Here is a 17,901-nt window from a genome sequence, read left to right as displayed (position 1 = left end):
CTAAATATAGTATCAACAGCTTCCTGCCGCCAGTCCCCGCGTCATGTTTTTGGCGGTTTCCGAAAGGCGCGCAAAAGCCTGCGGCGAACCGCCCCCTCATGGTCGGGACCGCCGTTTGGACATGCGCGCTGAAGATGGAGAGGAACCGGCCTCGTTACTTTCCGGTCCGTTGCCGCCGCAACATAAGTGTCACTTTCCTCTCGCGGCACAGATTCGTCAAGCCATAGATTGAAACCCATTTTTAACCACAAGATATTGTGTGAAGTGCCTGTGGAAAACGGGGATAGGAAAAGCGATTAGAAAAATCAGTGACTTGGCGGGAAAATTTGAAGCTTGCGCGAGACTGGTTTCCGCAACGGAAAGACAAAACCCCGCATTTCCGGGGTGAGGCATAATGGCGACACTGCGGTTTTTCCGTGTTTTTCCGCCGTCATCAAAGAAGGATTTTCTCCCAAAAAAACCGCCCTCGGCGGGGCGGTTTTTCCTGTCCGATTTTTTAATGACGGCCGGCAATCAGCCGCGCGATCCCTTGGCGATCGGCTCCTGATAGGTGAAGCCCATGTCCCAGGGAAAATAAATCCAGGTATCCTGGCTGACTTCGGTGACGAAGGTGTCAATGGTCGGCACGCCCTTCGGCTTGGCGTAAACACAGGCAAAATGCGCCTTCGGCAGCATTTCACGCACTTCCAGCGCCGTCTTGCCGGTGTCGGTCAGATCGTCGACGACGAGCACGCCTTCGCCGCTGTCGGACATCAGCTCCGGCGCTACGCCCTTCAGCAGAACCGTATCGCCCTGGTTGACGTAATCGTGGCGGGTGGCGATGCACACCGTGTCGATCATGCGGATGTTGAGTTCGCGCGAGATGATCGCCGCCGGAACGAGGCCGCCGCGGGTGATGCAGACGATTGCCCGGAACTCTTTGTCGAGACCGGCAAGACGCCAGGCAAGCGCACGGGCGTCGCGGTGGAACTGGTCCCAGGAAACGGGAAAGGCTTTATCGGGAAGGGACATGTCGTCTACCATCTGGTCAAAATTGTCGATGGCTTTGGCTAATAGCCGCAAGACCGGCAAAAAGGCAAGCTTTCCGCATAACAGGCGTTGTTTTGATTGCGAGATCGCGCCTTGTTTCTTCTCCCCGCCGGGAAAAGGTGGCCCGATGGGGGGAACGTTGACTAATATCTCTACCCTTGCCACCTCATCCCGCTGCCGCGGACTTCTCCCCGGCGGGGAGAAGAAACAAGCGGTAGTCGCTCGCTCCATGCGGGATGCCGAGGGAGCTTGCGGCGCTGTTTGCGCCGCATCCATTTTTAACGAGACAGCAGCGTCATCGCCGTCATGGAATCGAGCAGGGTGCGCGTCACGCCGCCGAACAGCAGCTCCCACCAGCGGGAATGGCCATAAGCGCCCATGACCAGAAGGTCGATGCTGTTGTCCGACAGGCGGTTCTCGATGGCGGCCTGCGGCGAGATCCCTGCGATCTTTTCCTGCGAGGTGACGGTGACATTGACGCCGTGGCGGGCGAGGGTGGCGGCCAATTCCGCGCCGGCAAGGCCGGAAGACTGGGTTTCGCTTTCGGCCTGATCGACGGAGAAAATCTCGACACTGTCTGCGGCCTTCAGGAAGGGCAGGGCGTCGAAGGTGGCGCGGGTCGCCTCGCGGGAGCCGTTCCATGCGATCAGGACGCGCTTGATGGGTTTCGCAACGGTCAGCACATGCGGCACGAGGAGAACGGGGCGGCCGCTTTCATAAAGGAAACCGTCAATATCTGAGCGGCTGTCTGAAAGTGCAGAGGAGTTGCTCTGGCGGGCGACGATGAGATCGGCGCAGCGCGCGCTGTCGATCGCCGATGCGGAGGCGTAACCCACCGAGGTGACGAAGCTGCGCCATTCATGCGAGATGCCATTGGCGGACAGGGTGTGCTCGAAAGCGGTTCCCACGTCGGTGGTTTCCTTGTGCGCCACATCCTGCAGCGCCTGCACGGTGGCGGGATCGGGAATTTCCATCGGAGCGACAAGCGGAACGGCGGCCAGCGTTTCCATGTGCAGGCCAATCACATGCGAGGAAAACTGGTCGGCAAGGCTCACCACGAATTCGCCGAGCTTTTGCGTGTTCGCAACATTGTCGACCACTGCCAATATCGTTTTGTAACCCATTTCTCTCTCCTCGGTGACATCTAGTTTCTAGGGGGAGAGTGGCCGTCTTCGCCGATGGCCACCTTGATTTTGGTCAAACCTTTTCGTCTCAGGCCTTTTCCGTTTCAGGCGGTTGCGTCGCCCTGGCTTGCCGCCAGTCTTTTTTCCTGGCCGATGGTTTCGATCATGGCCGCAACCGCTTCGGTTGCCGCCTTCAGCACGCCGGCGTCGCGGGCGCGCACGACGATCTCGGTCGAAAAACGCTGCCCGTCATATTTCGGATAGGAGCCGATGCTGGTTTCGGGATGGGCTTTCTGGATGGCTGTCAGCGGCGTGCCGATATCACCTTCGCCATAGGGCGAACGCACCGCCTGCGACATGACTTTCGCGCCGGTGCGCAGCGTCGGCATGACATTGTCGAGCATGGCCTGGAACACCTGCGGCACGCCGGCCATGACGTGGACATTGCCGATGACGAAGCCGGGGGCGACGGAAACGGGATTGGCGATGTGGGCGGCGCCTCTCGGCATGCGCGCCATGCGCTTGCGCGCCTCGGTGAATTCCATCTCGCGGACGCGATACATGTCACCGAGCAGGCGCAGCGCCTCGGCGTCGTGTTCGCAGGGCAGGCCGAATGCCGCAGATACCGCATCCGCTGTGATGTCGTCATGGGTCGGGCCGATGCCGCCCGAGGTGAAGACATAATCGTAACGGCTGCGCAGCGCGTTCAGCGCTTCCACGATCGCTTCCTCCTCGTCGGCGACGATGCGCACTTCCTTCAGGTCAATTCCGGACATGGTGAGCACATCCGCGAGGTGCCCGATATTCTTGTCCTTGGTGCGGCCCGAAAGCAGTTCGTCGCCGATCGCAAGCATGGCGGCGGTAACAACGGAGGAGGTGGAGGAGGGGTTGGACATGGGTGCACTCGTCATCTGTTTTGTCAGACGTTAACGCCGCGCCAGTGCGAATGCAAAGCGGTTTTAAAGAAACGCAAAACGGGGATTGGTTGACGATGGCATCGAGTGTTCACTCATCGTGAACAGTGCGTATGCCAATCCCCGGCTGGCGAGAGACCGATCCGTCCGCTACGTTTTTGTCATACGGTTTTTACAGGTCAACGCCGATGATCATCGAGTTTTTAAAGAAGCTTGTCGCCGGTACGCCGGAAACAGTTCCAGCAAAGGAAACGAAGAGAATGACGAAGGTTTTGGTACTTTATTACTCCTCTTACGGCCATATCGAGAAAATGGCCTATGCGGTTGCCGAGGGCGTGAAGTCCACCGGCGCGGAAGCCGTGGTCAAGCGCGTTCCCGAACTCGTTCCGGAAGAGGTTGCCAAGTCCTCCCACTTCAAGCTGGACCAGCCGGCTCCGGTGGCGACGGTGGACGAACTGGCGGATTACGATGCGATCATCGTCGGCGCCGGCACGCGTTTCGGCACGGTGGCGTCGCAGATGCGCAATTTCTGGGACCAGACCGGTGGCCTGTGGTTCAGTGGCAAGCTGGTCGGCAAGGTCGGCTCGGCCTTCACCTCGTCCGCCACCCAGCATGGCGGTCAAGAATCCACCATTCTCGGCTTCATCCCCACCTTCCTGCACCACGGCATGGCCGTTGTCGGCCTGCCCTATGCTTTCCAGGGCCAGATGGGCGTTGATGAAATCAAGGGCGGTTCGCCCTATGGCGCCTCCACCATCACCGATGGCGATGGTTCGCGTCAGCCTTCCGAAATCGAGCTGGAAGCCGCTCGTTATCAGGGCGCCCATGTCGCCAAGCTGGCCGCCAAGCTTTCTGCCTGATGTGATGATTTGTTGAAACAGAAATGCGGCCCAAAAGGCCGCATTTTTTATGCCGGAACGTCAAGTCGCCGGTTCTGTCGGAGATAGATTTTTGAGGTGGGTCAAATCGGCAGGTTGACCATGAAAAGGCAGCTTGCGACCACGAAGCCGATCATCGAGATTTCGAGAAAACCGTTCAATCCGTCACGCATTCCAACCCTCCTCCTGTTGAGTGAAAAGAGAACGGTCAAAGTTTATCGCGGTTCCATAACGAAAGAATGAAATTCAGGAAATTCTAAAATCCAGCCTCTCCGCCTTTCGACGGAGGGCGTTTTCACGCTTCAGCCTGTGACGACGAAGGCGACCACGAGGTGGCCGAGAAGGCCGATCGCCAGGCAGGAGAGGAGAAAAATGAACAGGGCTTTTTTCATGTTTCCGGAAGCTTCCATCTGTTGCGATCCATCGAACCTGTCTTGTTGAAAACGTAGCGCTGCAGGCGGCATTTATAGTCTGCGGCCCCAGTTATTGCGCCATCAGGCCTTGATATCGAGGCCCGCTTCGATTGCGGCTGCGATGAAGGCCTTGCGCGCGTCCTCGGGCTTTTTCCGGCCTGCATCGACGGCGGCGCAGATCAGCAGCGCCTTGTCCAGCGCATCACCGTCTTCTATCGGCCAGTCCTCGATCAGCGCCCAGGAGGCGGCCTGCGTGGTTTCGATGCTCGTGTAATCGCCCGGCGTTTCGAAGGCGATCAGGACGGGTTTTTGCCAGCGCGTATTCATCGCCTATCCATCTTGGTTGTTGCGCCCGGCTCTAAACGAACCGGTCAGGATGCGCAATCCCGTTGCGGATGCGTTTCTGCCGGTTGCGGTGCGGTCAGTCGTCGCGCCCGAACAGCCAGTCGCGAATGATGCGCCGGTCGATGAGTTCCAGCGAGCGGTCGGGCGCAATGCGATAGGTTTCCACCGCCCTTGTGCTGCCGTCGATGCGGAATTCATGGCTGAAGGTACTGCCGATCGGCGATTTCGTCAGCTTGGTGCGCGGCTGGCCCCTGTAGATGATGCTGCCGGGGATGGGTTCGACATAGGGCGCGGGGCCTACATAAGCGGTCGGGCCGGCGGTGCATCCGGCAAGTGCCAGTGCAAGCGCGATAGTGGCCGATGATGCGAGCGTTTTCATCCTGTCCTCCGAAGTGCGTCTGTGAAAACGAGATGGAGGCGCGGCGGTTCCCGGCGGGCAAGGGGCCGGAGAGGATTTCCCCGACTATTTGCTTTTCGGATTCTGAATGTCGCGCGCGACCCAGCGAAAGAAAAAGTAGACGAGCAGGCCAAAGATGAAAAGCGGGATGAGGTTCGCAAAACCGGACATATGATTCTCGTTTCTCCCTCCCTGCACGGGGTCTAACCGGACTGAAACCGGCAAGGCAAGGCAAAGGCGTGACACGACCGGTAAAATATCCGTGTGCCTGCAAAGGAGAATTTGAGGGCCTTGGGGAGGGGCGGGAGAGATCTGGCGCACTGCCAGTGATGCCAGATCTCTCTGTCTCCCGCCAGTTTCAGGGTACGGGGGACTGGCCCTTAATATGACGGACAACTGCCGATAGACATAGGCCGAGAAATTACCACGAATAAATCGCTGGTTTGGTGGGTCCGCGTGAAGGCTGGCCTGTCATTCGCATCCCGAGCTTCCCGCCGCGATATAATTAGCCAGAGAATTACTTCAGGAGAGGAGAGAATGGGCCGTATCCTTGAATTGCCGGTGTAACCCGTTGAAACGGAACAGGATGCCCATCTGCAATTATGGTGCCGGACCCGCAGGAAAGGGAACTTTTTGCGCGTTTCATCATTCAATCAGGCAGACACATGCCAACAGCGGAGGGTTAAACATGCTCGGCACCATCCTCGTCATCCTGCTCATTCTTTTCCTGATCGGCGCGCTGCCCAGCTGGGGTTACCATAATTACGGCTACGGCCCCTCAGGTGGTCTCGGACTGGTTCTGGTCATCGTCTTGATCCTGGTCCTGCTTGGACGGATCTGACCGATCGGCATATAAGATGCAGTATTGCCCGCGACGGCGCAAACGCGCCGGATGCGGGCTTTGTTTTCTTCCGAGATATGAAGCAGATACAAAAAGCTTCGGAATCTTAAGCGCTTAGGTGACCCACCTTTGCTGCGTGCCGGTCCTATCCGAAAAAACACTACATTCGGAACGAACCCTCTTGCGCCCATAATGGATTCGTTCTAAATGCCCGCCATCGCTTGATTGATGAGCGTGTGAGGCCTCGTGGCGGAGTGGTGACGCAGAGGACTGCAAATCCTTGTACCCCGGTTCAATTCCGGGCGAGGCCTCCAAATTTCTCCACCATCGGCCTTACATCAGATCTGCGACCCGTAGATGACGCGCATGCGCGCTGTTTTTTTGGCCAGAATGCAGGAGAAGAGCGTGGATCAGGATCGGCAGGACAAGGCGGGCAACGGCGGGAAGCGAAGGCTCTGGCCATGGCTGCTCCTCGGTGTCGTGACTGTCTTGGCGATCTATGCCTATGTGACGACGATCCAGATGATCGAGGACCTGACGCAGCTTTGGAGCGATCTCGTTCAGCTTTTCTGGTGGATCATGCCGGATATTCCTGCTTCCTGACGATGCGATTCATGCCAATCGCGGGAAATTTGCATCACCCTCCGGTGCTTTTTAGGACCGCAGCCAATGAGCGCGCTTGAAAGCGCAGCCTCTGGCAATTATGAGATTGTTTTAACGGTCGGCTGCATCTTCCGACTTGGGCTGGTTTTTGGCCCCTATCCGTGAAATTGAGGCGATAAGAACATGATGGATTTCGAAACCGCACGCGCCAATATGGTCGACAGCCAGTTGCGCACGACCGACGTGACGTCGCATTCCGTGCTGAAGGCGTTTTTGAGCGTGCCGCGCGAGGCTTTCGTGCCGGCGGGCGTGCGGCAGATTGCCTATGTGGACGAGGATCTGCAGATCTGTCCCGCCCGCGATGGCCGCCCGGCCCGTTATGTCATGAAGACTTCGCCGCTGGCGAAGCTGCTGCAGCTTTCGGCCGTATCGAAGGAAGACGTCGTCCTGGAAGTCGGCGGTGGTGCAGGTTATGCGGCTGCCATTCTTTCCCAGCTTGCCGGTTCGGTGGTCTCGCTCGAAAGCGATGAGGCCCTGGCCGCGCAGGCGACCGAGACGCTGGTTTCGCTCGGATATGACAATGTCGCCGTCGTGACCGGCGATCTCGAAAAGGGCTATGCGGGCGAAGCGCCCTATGACCTCATTTTCATCAATGGCTCGGTGGAAGAAGTGCCGGCGGCGTTGACCGACCAGCTGCGTGACGGCGGACGTCTGGTTGTCGTTGTCGGATATGGCGGAGCCGCGAAGGCCACCGTCTATCGCCGCGATGGCAACGGCACATCGGCCGCTACCTTCTTCAATGCGTCGGTCAAGCCGCTGCCGGGTTTTGCCAAGGCGGCTGAATTCGTTTTCTGATCGGCAAACGATCATTGTCTTTTTGACGCCGGGGTGGACTTTCCGCCCCGGCGTTTTTGCGTTTGGTTTGCCGGAAGAGCGCTTCCTTCCGGCCGCTCTCACAAAGCTGTGCATCATCACGAAACTTGTCGAATCAGTGATTTAGTTCCTCGCTATGCTGACCTAAACTAAGGGTGATTCGGGGTGTGCGTATTTCTGCCCCGCATGATCCTGCGACTAGGACGGCAAAATTGCTCAAGCGCTTTGGCCGACCATGTTTCAGAACATCGGTTTGACGATCGATTTTGGTTGTCTGAAACGCGATGTGCGAATTGAACAGGTCAAGGAGCGCTTTATCCGATGTCCGTGGGATGCGGTAGGGCGCTCGAAGAGTGGAAACCGGGGATTGATATGGCTCAGCCAAGCGTAGCGCGTGAACCGTCCATGGAAGAGATTCTGGCGTCTATCCGCCGGATCATCGAAAGCAACGAGACCGGACCCACCGGCGCGTTTTCCGGGCAGTTGCCGCCGGTCTATGACGATGAAGACGAGGCTGCAAGCGAAGCGGCTTTCGTGGCGGAGCCCATCAGCCCGCCGGCACGCGTCCCCCCCGCCGCAAACCAGGCTTTTGGCGCACGGCCTGCGCAGGATTTTTCGCCGATTTCTGAAGGGCCCATGGTTGAACGGCAGGAAAGCTCTGCCGAAAAGACCATGTCGCTTGCCGATGTCGCCGCCCGCGTGCGTGCCGCCGCCGACCGTAACGCCGCCATGGGACCGCAGGCTTTCGCCGCGCAGGCGCAGCGTGGCGCGGCTGAGACCGCGTTGCCGGCCGCAGCCGCCCCGAATGTATCGCAGCCTTCGTCGGTATCGTCTTCCGACCGCGCCGCGCCGCAGCGCCCGACGGATGTTCGGCCGCTGATGGCAGCCGTGACGGCCGCAGGTGTGAACGAGCAGCCGGCGTCTTTTGCCGCTGAGGATCGCGCCGCCGCTGCCGCCGTCGAAAGCGCGCCTTCGGCCGAAAGCCGCTTCGATCAGCTTACGCTGCGCGGCGCCATTGAAACGCCGCTGACAGCGGAGCGTTTCGACATCGCGGTGCTGAACCCTGTCGGTGAGACGCCGACATTCGATCTGGCCGAGGTGCAGGCAAAAGACGAGGCGGATGTTGAGGGCGGCCTGTCGCTCAATCTGCTTTCCGCCGCTGCCGGTGCGCAGATCGCCCGTTCCTTCAACGAGCTGGCGGAGGTTTTTGACGGTGTCGAGCGGCGCTCGATCGAGGATATGGCCGCCGAGATGCTGCGCCCGATGCTGCAGGACTGGCTGGAAGACAATCTGCCGACGCTGGTGGAGCGTCTCGTGCGCGAGGAAATCGAGCGCGTGGCGCGCGGTTCGCGCCGCTAAGTCCCGCTCTTGTCGCATCTGCAATTGCTGATGATGCGATGAAACAGCGGCCGCTCCGGCAACGGGGCGGCTTTTTTGTTGAAGATGAAGGTGTTATGGGGTCATAGTCACCCGTGGGTCCGCTCAATGGTTGGCTCGCGGGCGGGTTTCTGTTGACTCTCTCCCGTCCATCCTTATTTAAAAAAATCCACACAAGAACTCTAAAATTCAGGTCAGGAAATGCTCGAAAAGACCTACGATTCCGCATCCGTCGAACCGAAGATCGCCAAAGCCTGGGACGAGGCTAATGCTTTTCGTGCCGGCGCCAACGCCAAGCCGGGCGCGGAAACCTTCACCATCGTCATCCCGCCGCCGAATGTGACCGGCTCCCTGCATATGGGCCACGCGCTCAACAACACGCTGCAGGATATTCTGGTCCGCTTCGAGCGTATGCGCGGCAAGGACGTGCTGTGGCAGCCGGGCATGGACCATGCCGGCATCGCCACGCAGATGGTCGTCGAGCGCAAGCTGATGGAAAGCCAGCTTCCGGGCCGCCGCGAGATGGGCCGCGAGGCTTTCGTGGAGAAGGTCTGGGAATGGAAGGCTGAATCAGGTGGCCTGATCTTCAACCAGCTGAAACGCCTTGGCGCATCCTGCGACTGGTCGCGTGAGCGCTTCACCATGGATGAAGGTCTCTCCGAAGCTGTACTCGAAGTTTTCGTCACGCTCTACAAGCAGGGCCTGATCTATAAGGACAAGCGTCTGGTCAACTGGGACCCGAAGCTGCTGACCGCGATTTCCGACATGGAAGTCGAGCAGATCGAGGTCAAGGGCAATCTCTGGCACCTGCGCTACCCGCTCGAAAAGGGCGTTACCTATCAGTATCCGATCGCTTTCGATGAGGAGGGCAAGCCCACCGAGTTCGAGACCCGCGATTATATCGTCGTCGCCACGACGCGTCCGGAAACGATGCTCGGCGATACCGGCATTGCGGTGAACCCTGAGGATGAGCGTTACAAGGGCATTGTCGGCAAGCATGTCATCCTGCCGATCGTCGGCCGCAAGGTCCCGATCGTTGCCGATGACTATGCCGATCCGACCGCTGGCACGGGCGCCGTGAAGATCACGCCTGCGCATGACTTCAACGATTTCGAAGTCGGCAAGCGCTGCAGCCTGCGCGCCATCAATGTCATGAATATCGACGGCACGATCACCATCAAGGAGAACGAGGATTTCCTCGAAGGTCTCAGCCATCCCGCTGCGCTGCACGGCGCATGGGATCGTCTGGAAGGACAGGATCGCTTTACCGCGCGCAAGATCATCGTTGAAATCTTCGAAGAGGCCGGGCTGCTCGACAAGATCGAGCCGCACAAGCATGTGGTGCCGCATGGCGACCGCGGCGGCGTGCCGATCGAGCCGCGCCTGACCGACCAGTGGTGGGTGGACAACAAGACGCTGGCGCAGCCGGCGATTGCCTCGGTTCGCGAAGGCCGCACCAATTTTGTGCCGAAGAACTGGGAAAACACTTACTTCCAGTGGATGGAGAATATCCAGCCGTGGTGCATCTCGCGGCAATTGTGGTGGGGACACCAGATTCCCGCATGGTATGGCCCGGACGGGCAGGTCTTTGTTGAGAAGACCGAAGAAGAGGCCCTGCAGGCCGCCATCCAGCACTATATCGCCCATGAAGGTCCGTGGAAGGCCTGGGTCGAGGAGAAGCTCGAGAACTTCGCGCCGGGCGAAATCCTGACGCGCGACGAAGACGTGCTCGACACCTGGTTCTCGTCGGCGCTCTGGCCGTTCTCGACACTCGGCTGGCCCGAACAGACGCCGGAACTGGCGCGTTATTACCCGACCAACGTGCTGGTCACCGGTTTCGACATCATCCCCTTCTGGGTGGTGCGGATGATGCAGATGGGCCTGCATTTCATGAAGGACGACGCCGGCAATCCGGTTGAGCCCTTCAGCACGGTCTATATCCACGCGCTGGTTCGCGACAAGAACGGCCAGAAGATGTCGAAGTCCAAGGGCAACGTCATCGACCCGCTGGAACTGATCGACGAATACGGCGCGGATGCGCTGCGTTTCACGCTGGCCATCATGGCGGCGCAGGGTCGCGACGTGAAGCTCGATCCGGCACGTATCGCCGGTTACCGCAACTTCGGCACCAAGCTTTGGAACGCTACGCGCTTTGCCGAGATGAATGGCGTCAAGCGCGATCCGCACTTTTTGGCTGAAACCGCGTCGCTGACCATCAACCGCTGGATCCTGACCGAGCTTGCCAATACGGCGCGCGACGTGACGGCGGCGCTTGAGAATTTCCGCTTCAACGATGCGTCAGGCATTCTCTATCGCTTCGTCTGGAACCAGTTCTGTGACTGGTATCTGGAACTGCTGAAGCCTGTCTTCAGTGGCGAAGACGAAAAGGCGAAGCGGGAATCCCAGGCCTGTGCGGCCTATGTTCTGGAAGAAATCTACAAGCTCCTGCATCCCTTCATGCCCTTCATGACCGAAGAGCTGTGGGCGCACACGGCGGGCGAGGGCGAGGAGCGGGATGATCTGCTGTGCCTCACCGACTGGCCGACGCCGGAGTTTCGCGATGATGCCGCAGCTGCGGAAATCAACTGGCTGATCGATCTCGTCTCCGGCATCCGCTCCGCGCGCGCCGAAATGAACGTGCCGCCGGGCGCCACCGCGTCGCTTGTGGTCGTCGGTGCCAATACCTCCACCGAAGCACGGCTCGACCGCCACGCCGCCGCCATCCGGCGTCTGGCGCGGGCGGATGAAATCCGTGCCGCCGAGGTTGCGCCGAAGGGTTCCGCGCAGATCATCGTCGGCGAGGCGACGGTATGCCTGCCGCTCGGCAACCTCGTTGATCTCGCGGCTGAGCAGACCCGTCTCGAAAAGGCGATCGGCAAGGTGGATGCGGAAATGGAACGCATCGACAAAAAGCTGTCGAACGAAAAATTCGTGGCCAATGCCGATCCGGAAGTGGTTGCTGCCGAGCGCGAGCGCAAGGCCGAGCTGGAAGTGCAGCTTGCAAGCCTGAGAACGGCGCTCACACGGGTCAGCGAAGCGGGGTAATACCGCTTACGGCTTTGGAGAAACAAAAACGCCCCGTTTGAAACGGGGCGTTTTTTTGCTTTGGCGTAACAAGTCGTCTCGATTGATTGCTGCACTGCAATGGCGAATCATGTGCGCTCGAATGAGCGATTATTTCACGCCATTTTCAGCAAGAAACTGTCCGAACAGTTAAAAAAGCCAACAAAAACGGCCTGATAAGCGCGTTTCCTCGGGAAACCCGTGAGTGTGGTTATTTGGAGACAATTCCTGTCTCAAGTGGGAATTTGTTTCATTTTATGTCGGATTGCTTCAATTGGATTAGAAAAATAACCTAAAATGACTATGCAAGGGGATCGACATCAAATTCTTACGTAAAAAATGGAGAAGTGTCGCAGAACTGTGCCAGTGTGCGGCAGATTGTCATTTGCTGCGAAGCGCTTCACTCTTTTGATGATCACATTGCCTTGATTGGGGAGAGAGATGGCAAAAACTGCAATTTTTCGCGGCGCGGTATGTTTCGCAGTCAGCATCGCGGCGGTAACGCCTTCACTGGCGGGTGGCCTTGAGCGCGGTGGTTACAATATCGACCTGCTGTTCGATCCGTCCGATTATGTTCTCGACAGTTCCGCGACCTTTGTCGCGCCGCAGCGCAAGGTGGAGAATGCGCGTGACAATCCGCTGAAGAGCGGTCCTTTGCCTGCGGCCTGGTCAAGAAGCGCAGATGACTCTGAAAACTTCTGGTCGACCCGCGTCGGCGCCAAGGCGGCAATCGGCGATTTCGGCGACTGCATGTTCGACTATTCGCAGCCATGGGGCGCGCATCTCAATCCCGGCATCTGGCAGGGATCGAGCTACAATATCGAAACCAAGGTCAAGTCGCACAATTACGCCACCACCTGCCGGGTGAAGTTCGATCTTGGCAAGGGTGACTTCTCGATCATCGGCGGCGGCTTCTATCAGGAATTGAGCGGTTATAAATACCGTCAGGTTCTCGGCCCGGCCGTTCTGGGCCTCAATCCGGCCTGGTCCAGCTTCAGCGGCGTCGGCAAACTTGAGATGGAAGGTGACGGCTGGGGCTGGCGCGCCGGCATGGCCTATGAGATTCCCGAGATCGCGTTCCGTGCGAGCCTCGTTTATAACAGCGCTGTCGATCACGATTTGACCGGCTTCGCCGATGTGAGAGCGATCCCACAGACACCGCCGTCCATATCTCCGACGCTTGCAAAATACGGCGGCAAGCTCGTGCCGATCTATGGCTCTGTTTCCATGCCAGACAGTATCGAACTCAAGCTGCAATCCGGTATTGCGCCGGACTGGCTTGCTTTCGGTTCGGTCAAGTGGACGGACTGGAGCCAGATTCAGGTCATTCCTTTCTGCGCGGTCGGCACGTCGCCCTGCGTTCCGAGTGGCGCAGACACGCTGAATACGCTCGACCTGTTCTATCGCGACGGCTGGACGATTTCCGGCGGCGTTGGTCACAAGTTCAACGAACAGTGGAGCGGTGCTGTGAGCCTGACCTGGGATCGCGGTACATCGACCGTCATCGGTACCCAGACCGACACCTGGACGCTGGGTACGCAGATCGTCTACTCCCCGAACAAGAACATCGAGTTCAAGATTGCCGGTGCTCTCGGCCTTCTCACCTCGGGTAGCTCGTCCATCAATGGCGGACCGTGCGGCGCAGGCTTCACCTGCGGCAACGAGGCGGGCTACGACTTCGGTAACGACCTCGTCGCAGCAATCTCGACCGGCGTGAAGGTCAAGTTCTGATACCATCCTTCCGCAGATGCTAAAATAAAGGTCCGGTTTACCAACCGGGCCTTTTTTTATGCGCGACTATGATTCTTGCTCGATAAAATTTTCTAGCCCGAAAGTTTTGTGACGATTTGGCAACACTTTTCTGCAAGCGTGTGGTCGCGTTGGAATGTGAGCATATCTGTCCATTTCCCGCCACAAACAGGGTGCTTGGCTTATGTTTAGGGACGCGGGAATGAAAGAACATGCAGGCGTTTGATGTGGTGGTGCGCAAGGCCGGAAAGTGAAAACGGGTTTGGATTCAGGGTTTAAGCAAGTAATACGGGAATTTGGTCCGGCTTTCTTGCTTGGCGCTGACCGGTGGACGGTGAAATGCCGTTATATTGCCGGAAATTATGCCTATATCTGTCTCACTGGAAAATGAGGGCAATTGCCGCAGATGACCACCGGTGGTGCGCTGGAAAGTGCTGCCGGAAAGACGCAGTGTGTTCGAAAAATCGCGACCCGGCGGAGTTCGTATTCCGCAAGTATTGGCTATATGCCGGGAAGAGTGAGAGAAGTTCGCTGAAATGCTGAAATGTGAAGCCAACGTTTTAAAGCCGCTCCTCATGGGCATGTTGCTTGCGTCGCTCGCAATGCCTGCTGCGGCTTTTGACATCAATGCGGGCGTGACCAAGGAATCCGGCCCCTTCGACCTGTTCAAGTTCGGCTTCAAAGCCTACAAGAACGGTAACAAGGGTGAAGCCGTCGAGGCCTATCGCTACGCGGCTGAAAAGGGTCATACCGGCTCGCGCTGGGCGCTGGCCAATATGTATGCCTATGGCGACGGCGTCGCCAAGAACGACTTCGAAGCTTTCAAGATCTACAGCGAAATCGCCAATCAGGGCGTCGAGCCGGGTTCGGAAGATACCGGCTTCTTCGTCAATGCGCTGCTTTCTCTCGCCGATTATTACCGTCACGGCATTCCCGGCAGCCCTGTCAAAATGGACCTTTCGCAGGCCCGACAGCTTTATTTCCAGGTGGCCTCCACCTTTGGTGTTGCTGAAGCGCAGTTCCGTCTGGCGGAGATGATTCTCGCCGGCGAGGGCGGCCGTGCTGACGTGCAGCAGGCCAAGAAGTGGCTCAATCAGGCCCGCAAGCACGGCCATGCCGGCGCCATGTCGATCTTTGGCAACCTGATCTTCCAGGAAGGCCAGACGACGCAGGGGCTGGCCTTCATGACGGCCGCGCTCGACAAATGCACGGCGGCGGACTGCACCTGGATACAGAACCTGCAGGAGCAGGCTTTTTCGCTCGCCGGCGAGAATGATCGCCGCGCGGCAATCGCCATGGCGCAGAACATGCAGTTCAACGATCCGGATTGAGAATCGCGATCAGGGCGGCTTTTTCCGCCTGAAGAGGGCCGGTCGTCAGCCGGCAGGACTGAACGCGAAATAACCGCAGACCGGCACATGGTCGGACGGTTTTTCCCAGGCCCGCACATGTTTTTCGATGCTGACGGATTGCAGCCTGTCGGCAGCTTCCGCCGACAACATCAGATGATCGATGCGGATGCCGTTGTTTTTCGGCCATGCGCCGGCCTGATAATCCCAGAAGGAATAAAGTCCTGCTTCATCCGTCGTCGCCCGCGCGGCATCGGTGAAGCCCAGATTCTCCAGCTTGCGGAAGGCTGCGCGGGTCTTTGGCAGGAACAATGCGTCGCCTTCCCACACGCGTGGGTCGTGGCAATCGAAGGGCTCGGGAATGACGTTGTAGTCGCCGGCCAGAATGAGAGGTTCCTCGAGCGCGAGGCGATCTTCGGCAAAACGCCGCAGCCGCTCCATCCAGGCAAGCTTGTAGGGATATTTGACCGGATCGTCAGGCGGATTGCCGTTCGGCAGATAGAGCGAGCAGACGCGGATCGCGCCGCCTTCCACGGAAAACACGCCTTCGATGAAACGCGCCTGTTCATCGGCATCGTCACCCGGCAGGCCGCGATTGACCTCGTCGGGCTTTACCTTCGAGAGCAGCGCGACGCCATTGAAGCCCTTCTGGCCGTGAGTCTCGACGTGATAGCCGAGCGCTTCCAGCTCAAGCCGGGGAAAACCCTCATCGACCGATTTGATTTCCTGAAGGCAGACGATGTCAGGCGATGAATCCTTCAGCCACTGGCAGAGGTTTTCGATACGCGCCTTGACGCCATTGATGTTCCAGGTGGCAATCTTCATCGGAGTTTCCCTTTTGTGAGGGTACTTTTACCCGATGCAAAATCGATTGCCACCGTTTTTGGGAAATGGCCGTGCGGATGTGGTGGAAAGACGCCGGGCGGGCGGCATCGCTGCGTTTTTTCCTCCCTCATTCCTGTGCTTGGCACAGGAATCCAGCCAATCCAAGTCCTTGGGGTGAAGGACACTTCCCGCCGCACAGACGTGCGTCGACCGGCCTCCTGCGACAGGCACAGGAATGAGGGGAGGAGAGAGATGCGAGTTATTTCAAAGCTTGGTGGCTGGCGTGCGGATTGCGCGCCGGTATTTCCCACTCAAATCGAGAAGCTCGTGCCACAGCCGCAGCTTGCTACGGCATTGGGGTTCTTGATCTGGAAGGATTGGCCGAGCAGATTATCCACAAAGTCGATTTCGGAGCCGGCCATATAGACAACCGACAGGCTGTCGATCAGCACCTTGGCGTCGCCGCGCGCAATCACGATGTCGTCATCGGCTTTGTCTTCGGCCAGATCGAACTTGTAGGAGAAGCCCGAGCAGCCGCCGCCTTCCACCGAAACGCGCAGCGCCTGTTTGCCGGCGTCGGCCGCGACGATCTGGGCGATTCGCTTCGCCGCTGCTTCCGAAAGGGTAATGTCGCTGTTTTCCATGTCGTTTCTCCTGCCGGGGTCAAGAACCGGAGAGCAATAATCTCGTTGTCACCATTATAAACCGGTCAAATTACCGGTCTATAGCCTGTGTGAAGGCGGTCAGCGCGGCGATGATGCTTTGCGCTGACCTCTGCGATAGGTATGAAGGGTGAATGAAAAGGTCAATGGCCGAGACCAAAGGAAGTGCCGGCCAGAGAAGACAACAGGTGGATGCATGATCATAGACCAGCGCGCATTGGGTTTCGGAAGCGGCGAGAGGGCGGTTTTCGCCTCTGATCCATGGACCACGCGCGGACGTCTTTTTCCGGAAGAGGGAAGCCTGACGCGTTCCGAATTCCAGCGCGACCGTGACCGCATCGTCCACACGACAGCTTTTCGCCGCCTGAAGCACAAGACGCAGGTCTTCATCAGCCCTGACGGCGACCATTATCGCACGCGTCTCACCCACACCATCGAAGTCGCGCAGATTGCGCGAGCGCTTGCCCGCGCGCTGAAGCTGGACGAGGATCTGGCTGAGGGCGTGGCGCTGGTGCATGATTTCGGCCACACGCCTTTCGGTCATACCGGCGAAGACGCGCTGGATGCCGTGCTGTTGCCCTATGGCGGTTTCGACCACAATGCGCAATCGCTGCGCATCGTCACCAAGCTGGAGCGCCGCTACGCCGAATATGACGGTATCAACCTCACATGGGAAACGCTCGAGGGTCTCGTCAAGCACAACGGCCCGCTGGTCAATGCCAAGGGCGAGGGGATCAAGGGACCGGTTCCGCTGCCCATCCTCGAATATTGCGAGCTGCAGGATCTGGAAATCGGCAGCTATGCCAGCCTCGAGGCGCAGGTCGCGGCGATTGCCGATGATATCGCCTATAATACCCACGACATCGATGACGGCCTGCGCGCCGGTTATCTCACCTTCGAGATGCTGGAGGAGGTGCCTTTCCTCAGTGGACTGATGGCGCAGGTGCGGGCGAAATATCCCGTGCTCGACAAGGAGCGTTTCGCCAATGAGATCATGCGCCGGCAGATCACCCACATGGTCGAAGATGTGATCGGTGTGGCGCAGCAGAATCTTGCCCGCCTGAAACCGCGAAGCGCCGCCGATATCCGCGCTGCCGATTTCACCGTCGCGACCTTCTCGCCTGAAATGGCCGAAACCGACCGGCAGATCAAGAAGCTGCTGTTTGGCCATATCTACCGGCATCCGGAAATCATGCGCATCCGCGCCGGTGCGACACAGATCGTTACCGATCTTTTCCACCGTTATATGGAAACGCCGGCGGAAATGCAGAGCCACTACTGGGTGGACAGCATTTCCGGCATGAGCGTGGCCGCAAAAGCCCGGCATGTGGGCGACTATCTGGCCGGGATGACCGACAGTTATGCACTGCGCGCCCACCAGCGCCTGTTTGACCACACCCCCGATTTGAGATAGGGCAGCGGGCAATCGCGGAGCCGACCCGGTTATGATGGCCGGACA

At 58.6% G+C, this 17,901-nt stretch carries 17 protein-coding genes and 1 tRNA gene; 10 read left to right on the top strand and 8 right to left on the bottom strand.

The features are described 5' to 3' along the window. Positions 1-216: 216 nt before the first annotated feature. From V6R85_RS14890 to V6R85_RS14875, 4 genes are all read right to left on the bottom strand, one after another. Positions 217-513, bottom strand: coding sequence for a hypothetical protein (locus V6R85_RS14890; protein WP_162691787.1), 297 nt, complete (start codon positions 511-513; stop codon positions 217-219). Beyond that, the gene (gene gpt / locus V6R85_RS14885) at positions 514-1,011 is read right to left on the bottom strand and encodes a xanthine phosphoribosyltransferase (protein WP_003508098.1); all 498 of its coding nucleotides are present in this window, start codon (positions 1,009-1,011) and stop codon (positions 514-516) included. It lies immediately after the preceding gene. Between the two features lie 296 nt (positions 1,012-1,307). Then, on the bottom strand, positions 1,308-2,153 hold the full coding sequence (locus V6R85_RS14880) for a universal stress protein (protein WP_003509757.1): 846 nt from the start codon (positions 2,151-2,153) through the stop codon (positions 1,308-1,310). 104 nt (positions 2,154-2,257) lie between these two features. After that, positions 2,258-3,049, bottom strand: a complete 792-nt coding sequence (locus tag V6R85_RS14875; protein ID WP_111834463.1) for a competence/damage-inducible protein A — start codon at positions 3,047-3,049, stop codon at positions 2,258-2,260. Positions 3,050-3,327: 278 nt separating this feature from the next. Between V6R85_RS14875 and wrbA the strand changes: the two genes are divergently transcribed. Beyond that, positions 3,328-3,927, top strand: a complete 600-nt coding sequence (wrbA, locus tag V6R85_RS14870; RefSeq protein ID WP_003509751.1) for an NAD(P)H:quinone oxidoreductase type IV — start codon at positions 3,328-3,330, stop codon at positions 3,925-3,927. Positions 3,928-4,439: 512 nt separating this feature from the next. On the opposite strand, the gene V6R85_RS14865 is transcribed toward wrbA, so the two are convergent. Then, on the bottom strand, positions 4,440-4,685 hold the full coding sequence (locus V6R85_RS14865) for a DUF982 domain-containing protein (RefSeq protein ID WP_003509748.1): 246 nt from the start codon (positions 4,683-4,685) through the stop codon (positions 4,440-4,442). 94 nt (positions 4,686-4,779) lie between these two features. Next, on the bottom strand, positions 4,780-5,082 hold the full coding sequence (locus tag V6R85_RS14860; RefSeq protein WP_107675619.1) for a hypothetical protein: 303 nt from the start codon (positions 5,080-5,082) through the stop codon (positions 4,780-4,782). Positions 5,083-5,788: 706 nt separating this feature from the next. Here V6R85_RS14860 and V6R85_RS14855 point away from each other — a divergent pair. From V6R85_RS14855 to exoR, 8 genes are all read left to right on the top strand, one after another. After that, positions 5,789-5,941, top strand: coding sequence for a DUF3309 family protein (locus V6R85_RS14855; RefSeq protein ID WP_003495626.1), 153 nt, complete (start codon positions 5,789-5,791; stop codon positions 5,939-5,941). Between the two features lie 240 nt (positions 5,942-6,181). Continuing rightward, a tRNA-Cys gene (locus tag V6R85_RS14850) sits at positions 6,182-6,255 on the top strand. A 43-nt stretch (positions 6,256-6,298) separates the two neighbouring features. After that, complete coding sequence (locus V6R85_RS14845; RefSeq protein WP_162695530.1) at positions 6,299-6,544, top strand: hypothetical protein; 246 nt, start codon at positions 6,299-6,301, stop codon at positions 6,542-6,544. Positions 6,545-6,727: 183 nt separating this feature from the next. Beyond that, positions 6,728-7,399, top strand: coding sequence for a protein-L-isoaspartate O-methyltransferase family protein (locus V6R85_RS14840; RefSeq protein ID WP_111797814.1), 672 nt, complete (start codon positions 6,728-6,730; stop codon positions 7,397-7,399). Positions 7,400-7,789: 390 nt separating this feature from the next. Further along, positions 7,790-8,776 (top strand): cell division protein PopZ, encoded by a 987-nt coding sequence (popZ, locus tag V6R85_RS14835; protein WP_111834462.1) that lies wholly within the window; start codon positions 7,790-7,792, stop codon positions 8,774-8,776. 219 nt (positions 8,777-8,995) lie between these two features. Next, positions 8,996-11,839, top strand: coding sequence for a valine--tRNA ligase (locus tag V6R85_RS14830; RefSeq protein WP_111834461.1), 2,844 nt, complete (start codon positions 8,996-8,998; stop codon positions 11,837-11,839). Between the two features lie 459 nt (positions 11,840-12,298). Next, on the top strand, positions 12,299-13,588 hold the full coding sequence (locus V6R85_RS14825) for an outer membrane protein transport protein (protein ID WP_111834460.1): 1,290 nt from the start codon (positions 12,299-12,301) through the stop codon (positions 13,586-13,588). Positions 13,589-14,142: 554 nt separating this feature from the next. Beyond that, positions 14,143-14,937 (top strand): exopolysaccharide production regulator ExoR, encoded by a 795-nt coding sequence (gene exoR, locus V6R85_RS14820; RefSeq protein WP_003509731.1) that lies wholly within the window; start codon positions 14,143-14,145, stop codon positions 14,935-14,937. Between the two features lie 45 nt (positions 14,938-14,982). On the opposite strand, the gene xth is transcribed toward exoR, so the two are convergent. Next, complete coding sequence (gene xth / locus V6R85_RS14815; protein ID WP_020811523.1) at positions 14,983-15,780, bottom strand: exodeoxyribonuclease III; 798 nt, start codon at positions 15,778-15,780, stop codon at positions 14,983-14,985. A gap of 311 nt (positions 15,781-16,091) precedes the next feature. After that, positions 16,092-16,424, bottom strand: a complete 333-nt coding sequence (erpA, locus tag V6R85_RS14810; protein WP_003509729.1) for an iron-sulfur cluster insertion protein ErpA — start codon at positions 16,422-16,424, stop codon at positions 16,092-16,094. Positions 16,425-16,638: 214 nt separating this feature from the next. Between erpA and V6R85_RS14805 the strand changes: the two genes are divergently transcribed. After that, positions 16,639-17,856 carry a deoxyguanosinetriphosphate triphosphohydrolase gene (locus tag V6R85_RS14805; protein ID WP_003509728.1) on the top strand — a complete coding sequence of 406 codons (1,218 nt, stop codon included), beginning with the start codon at positions 16,639-16,641 and terminating at the stop codon, positions 17,854-17,856. Positions 17,857-17,901 lie beyond the last annotated feature (45 nt).

It is taken from the genome of Agrobacterium sp. CCNWLW32, assembly GCF_037083425.1.
Taxonomy (GTDB): Bacteria; Pseudomonadota; Alphaproteobacteria; order Rhizobiales; family Rhizobiaceae; genus Agrobacterium; species Agrobacterium radiobacter.
Note: the sequence above shows the minus strand (reverse complement) of the source record. Positions and strands in the feature narration are given on the sequence as shown.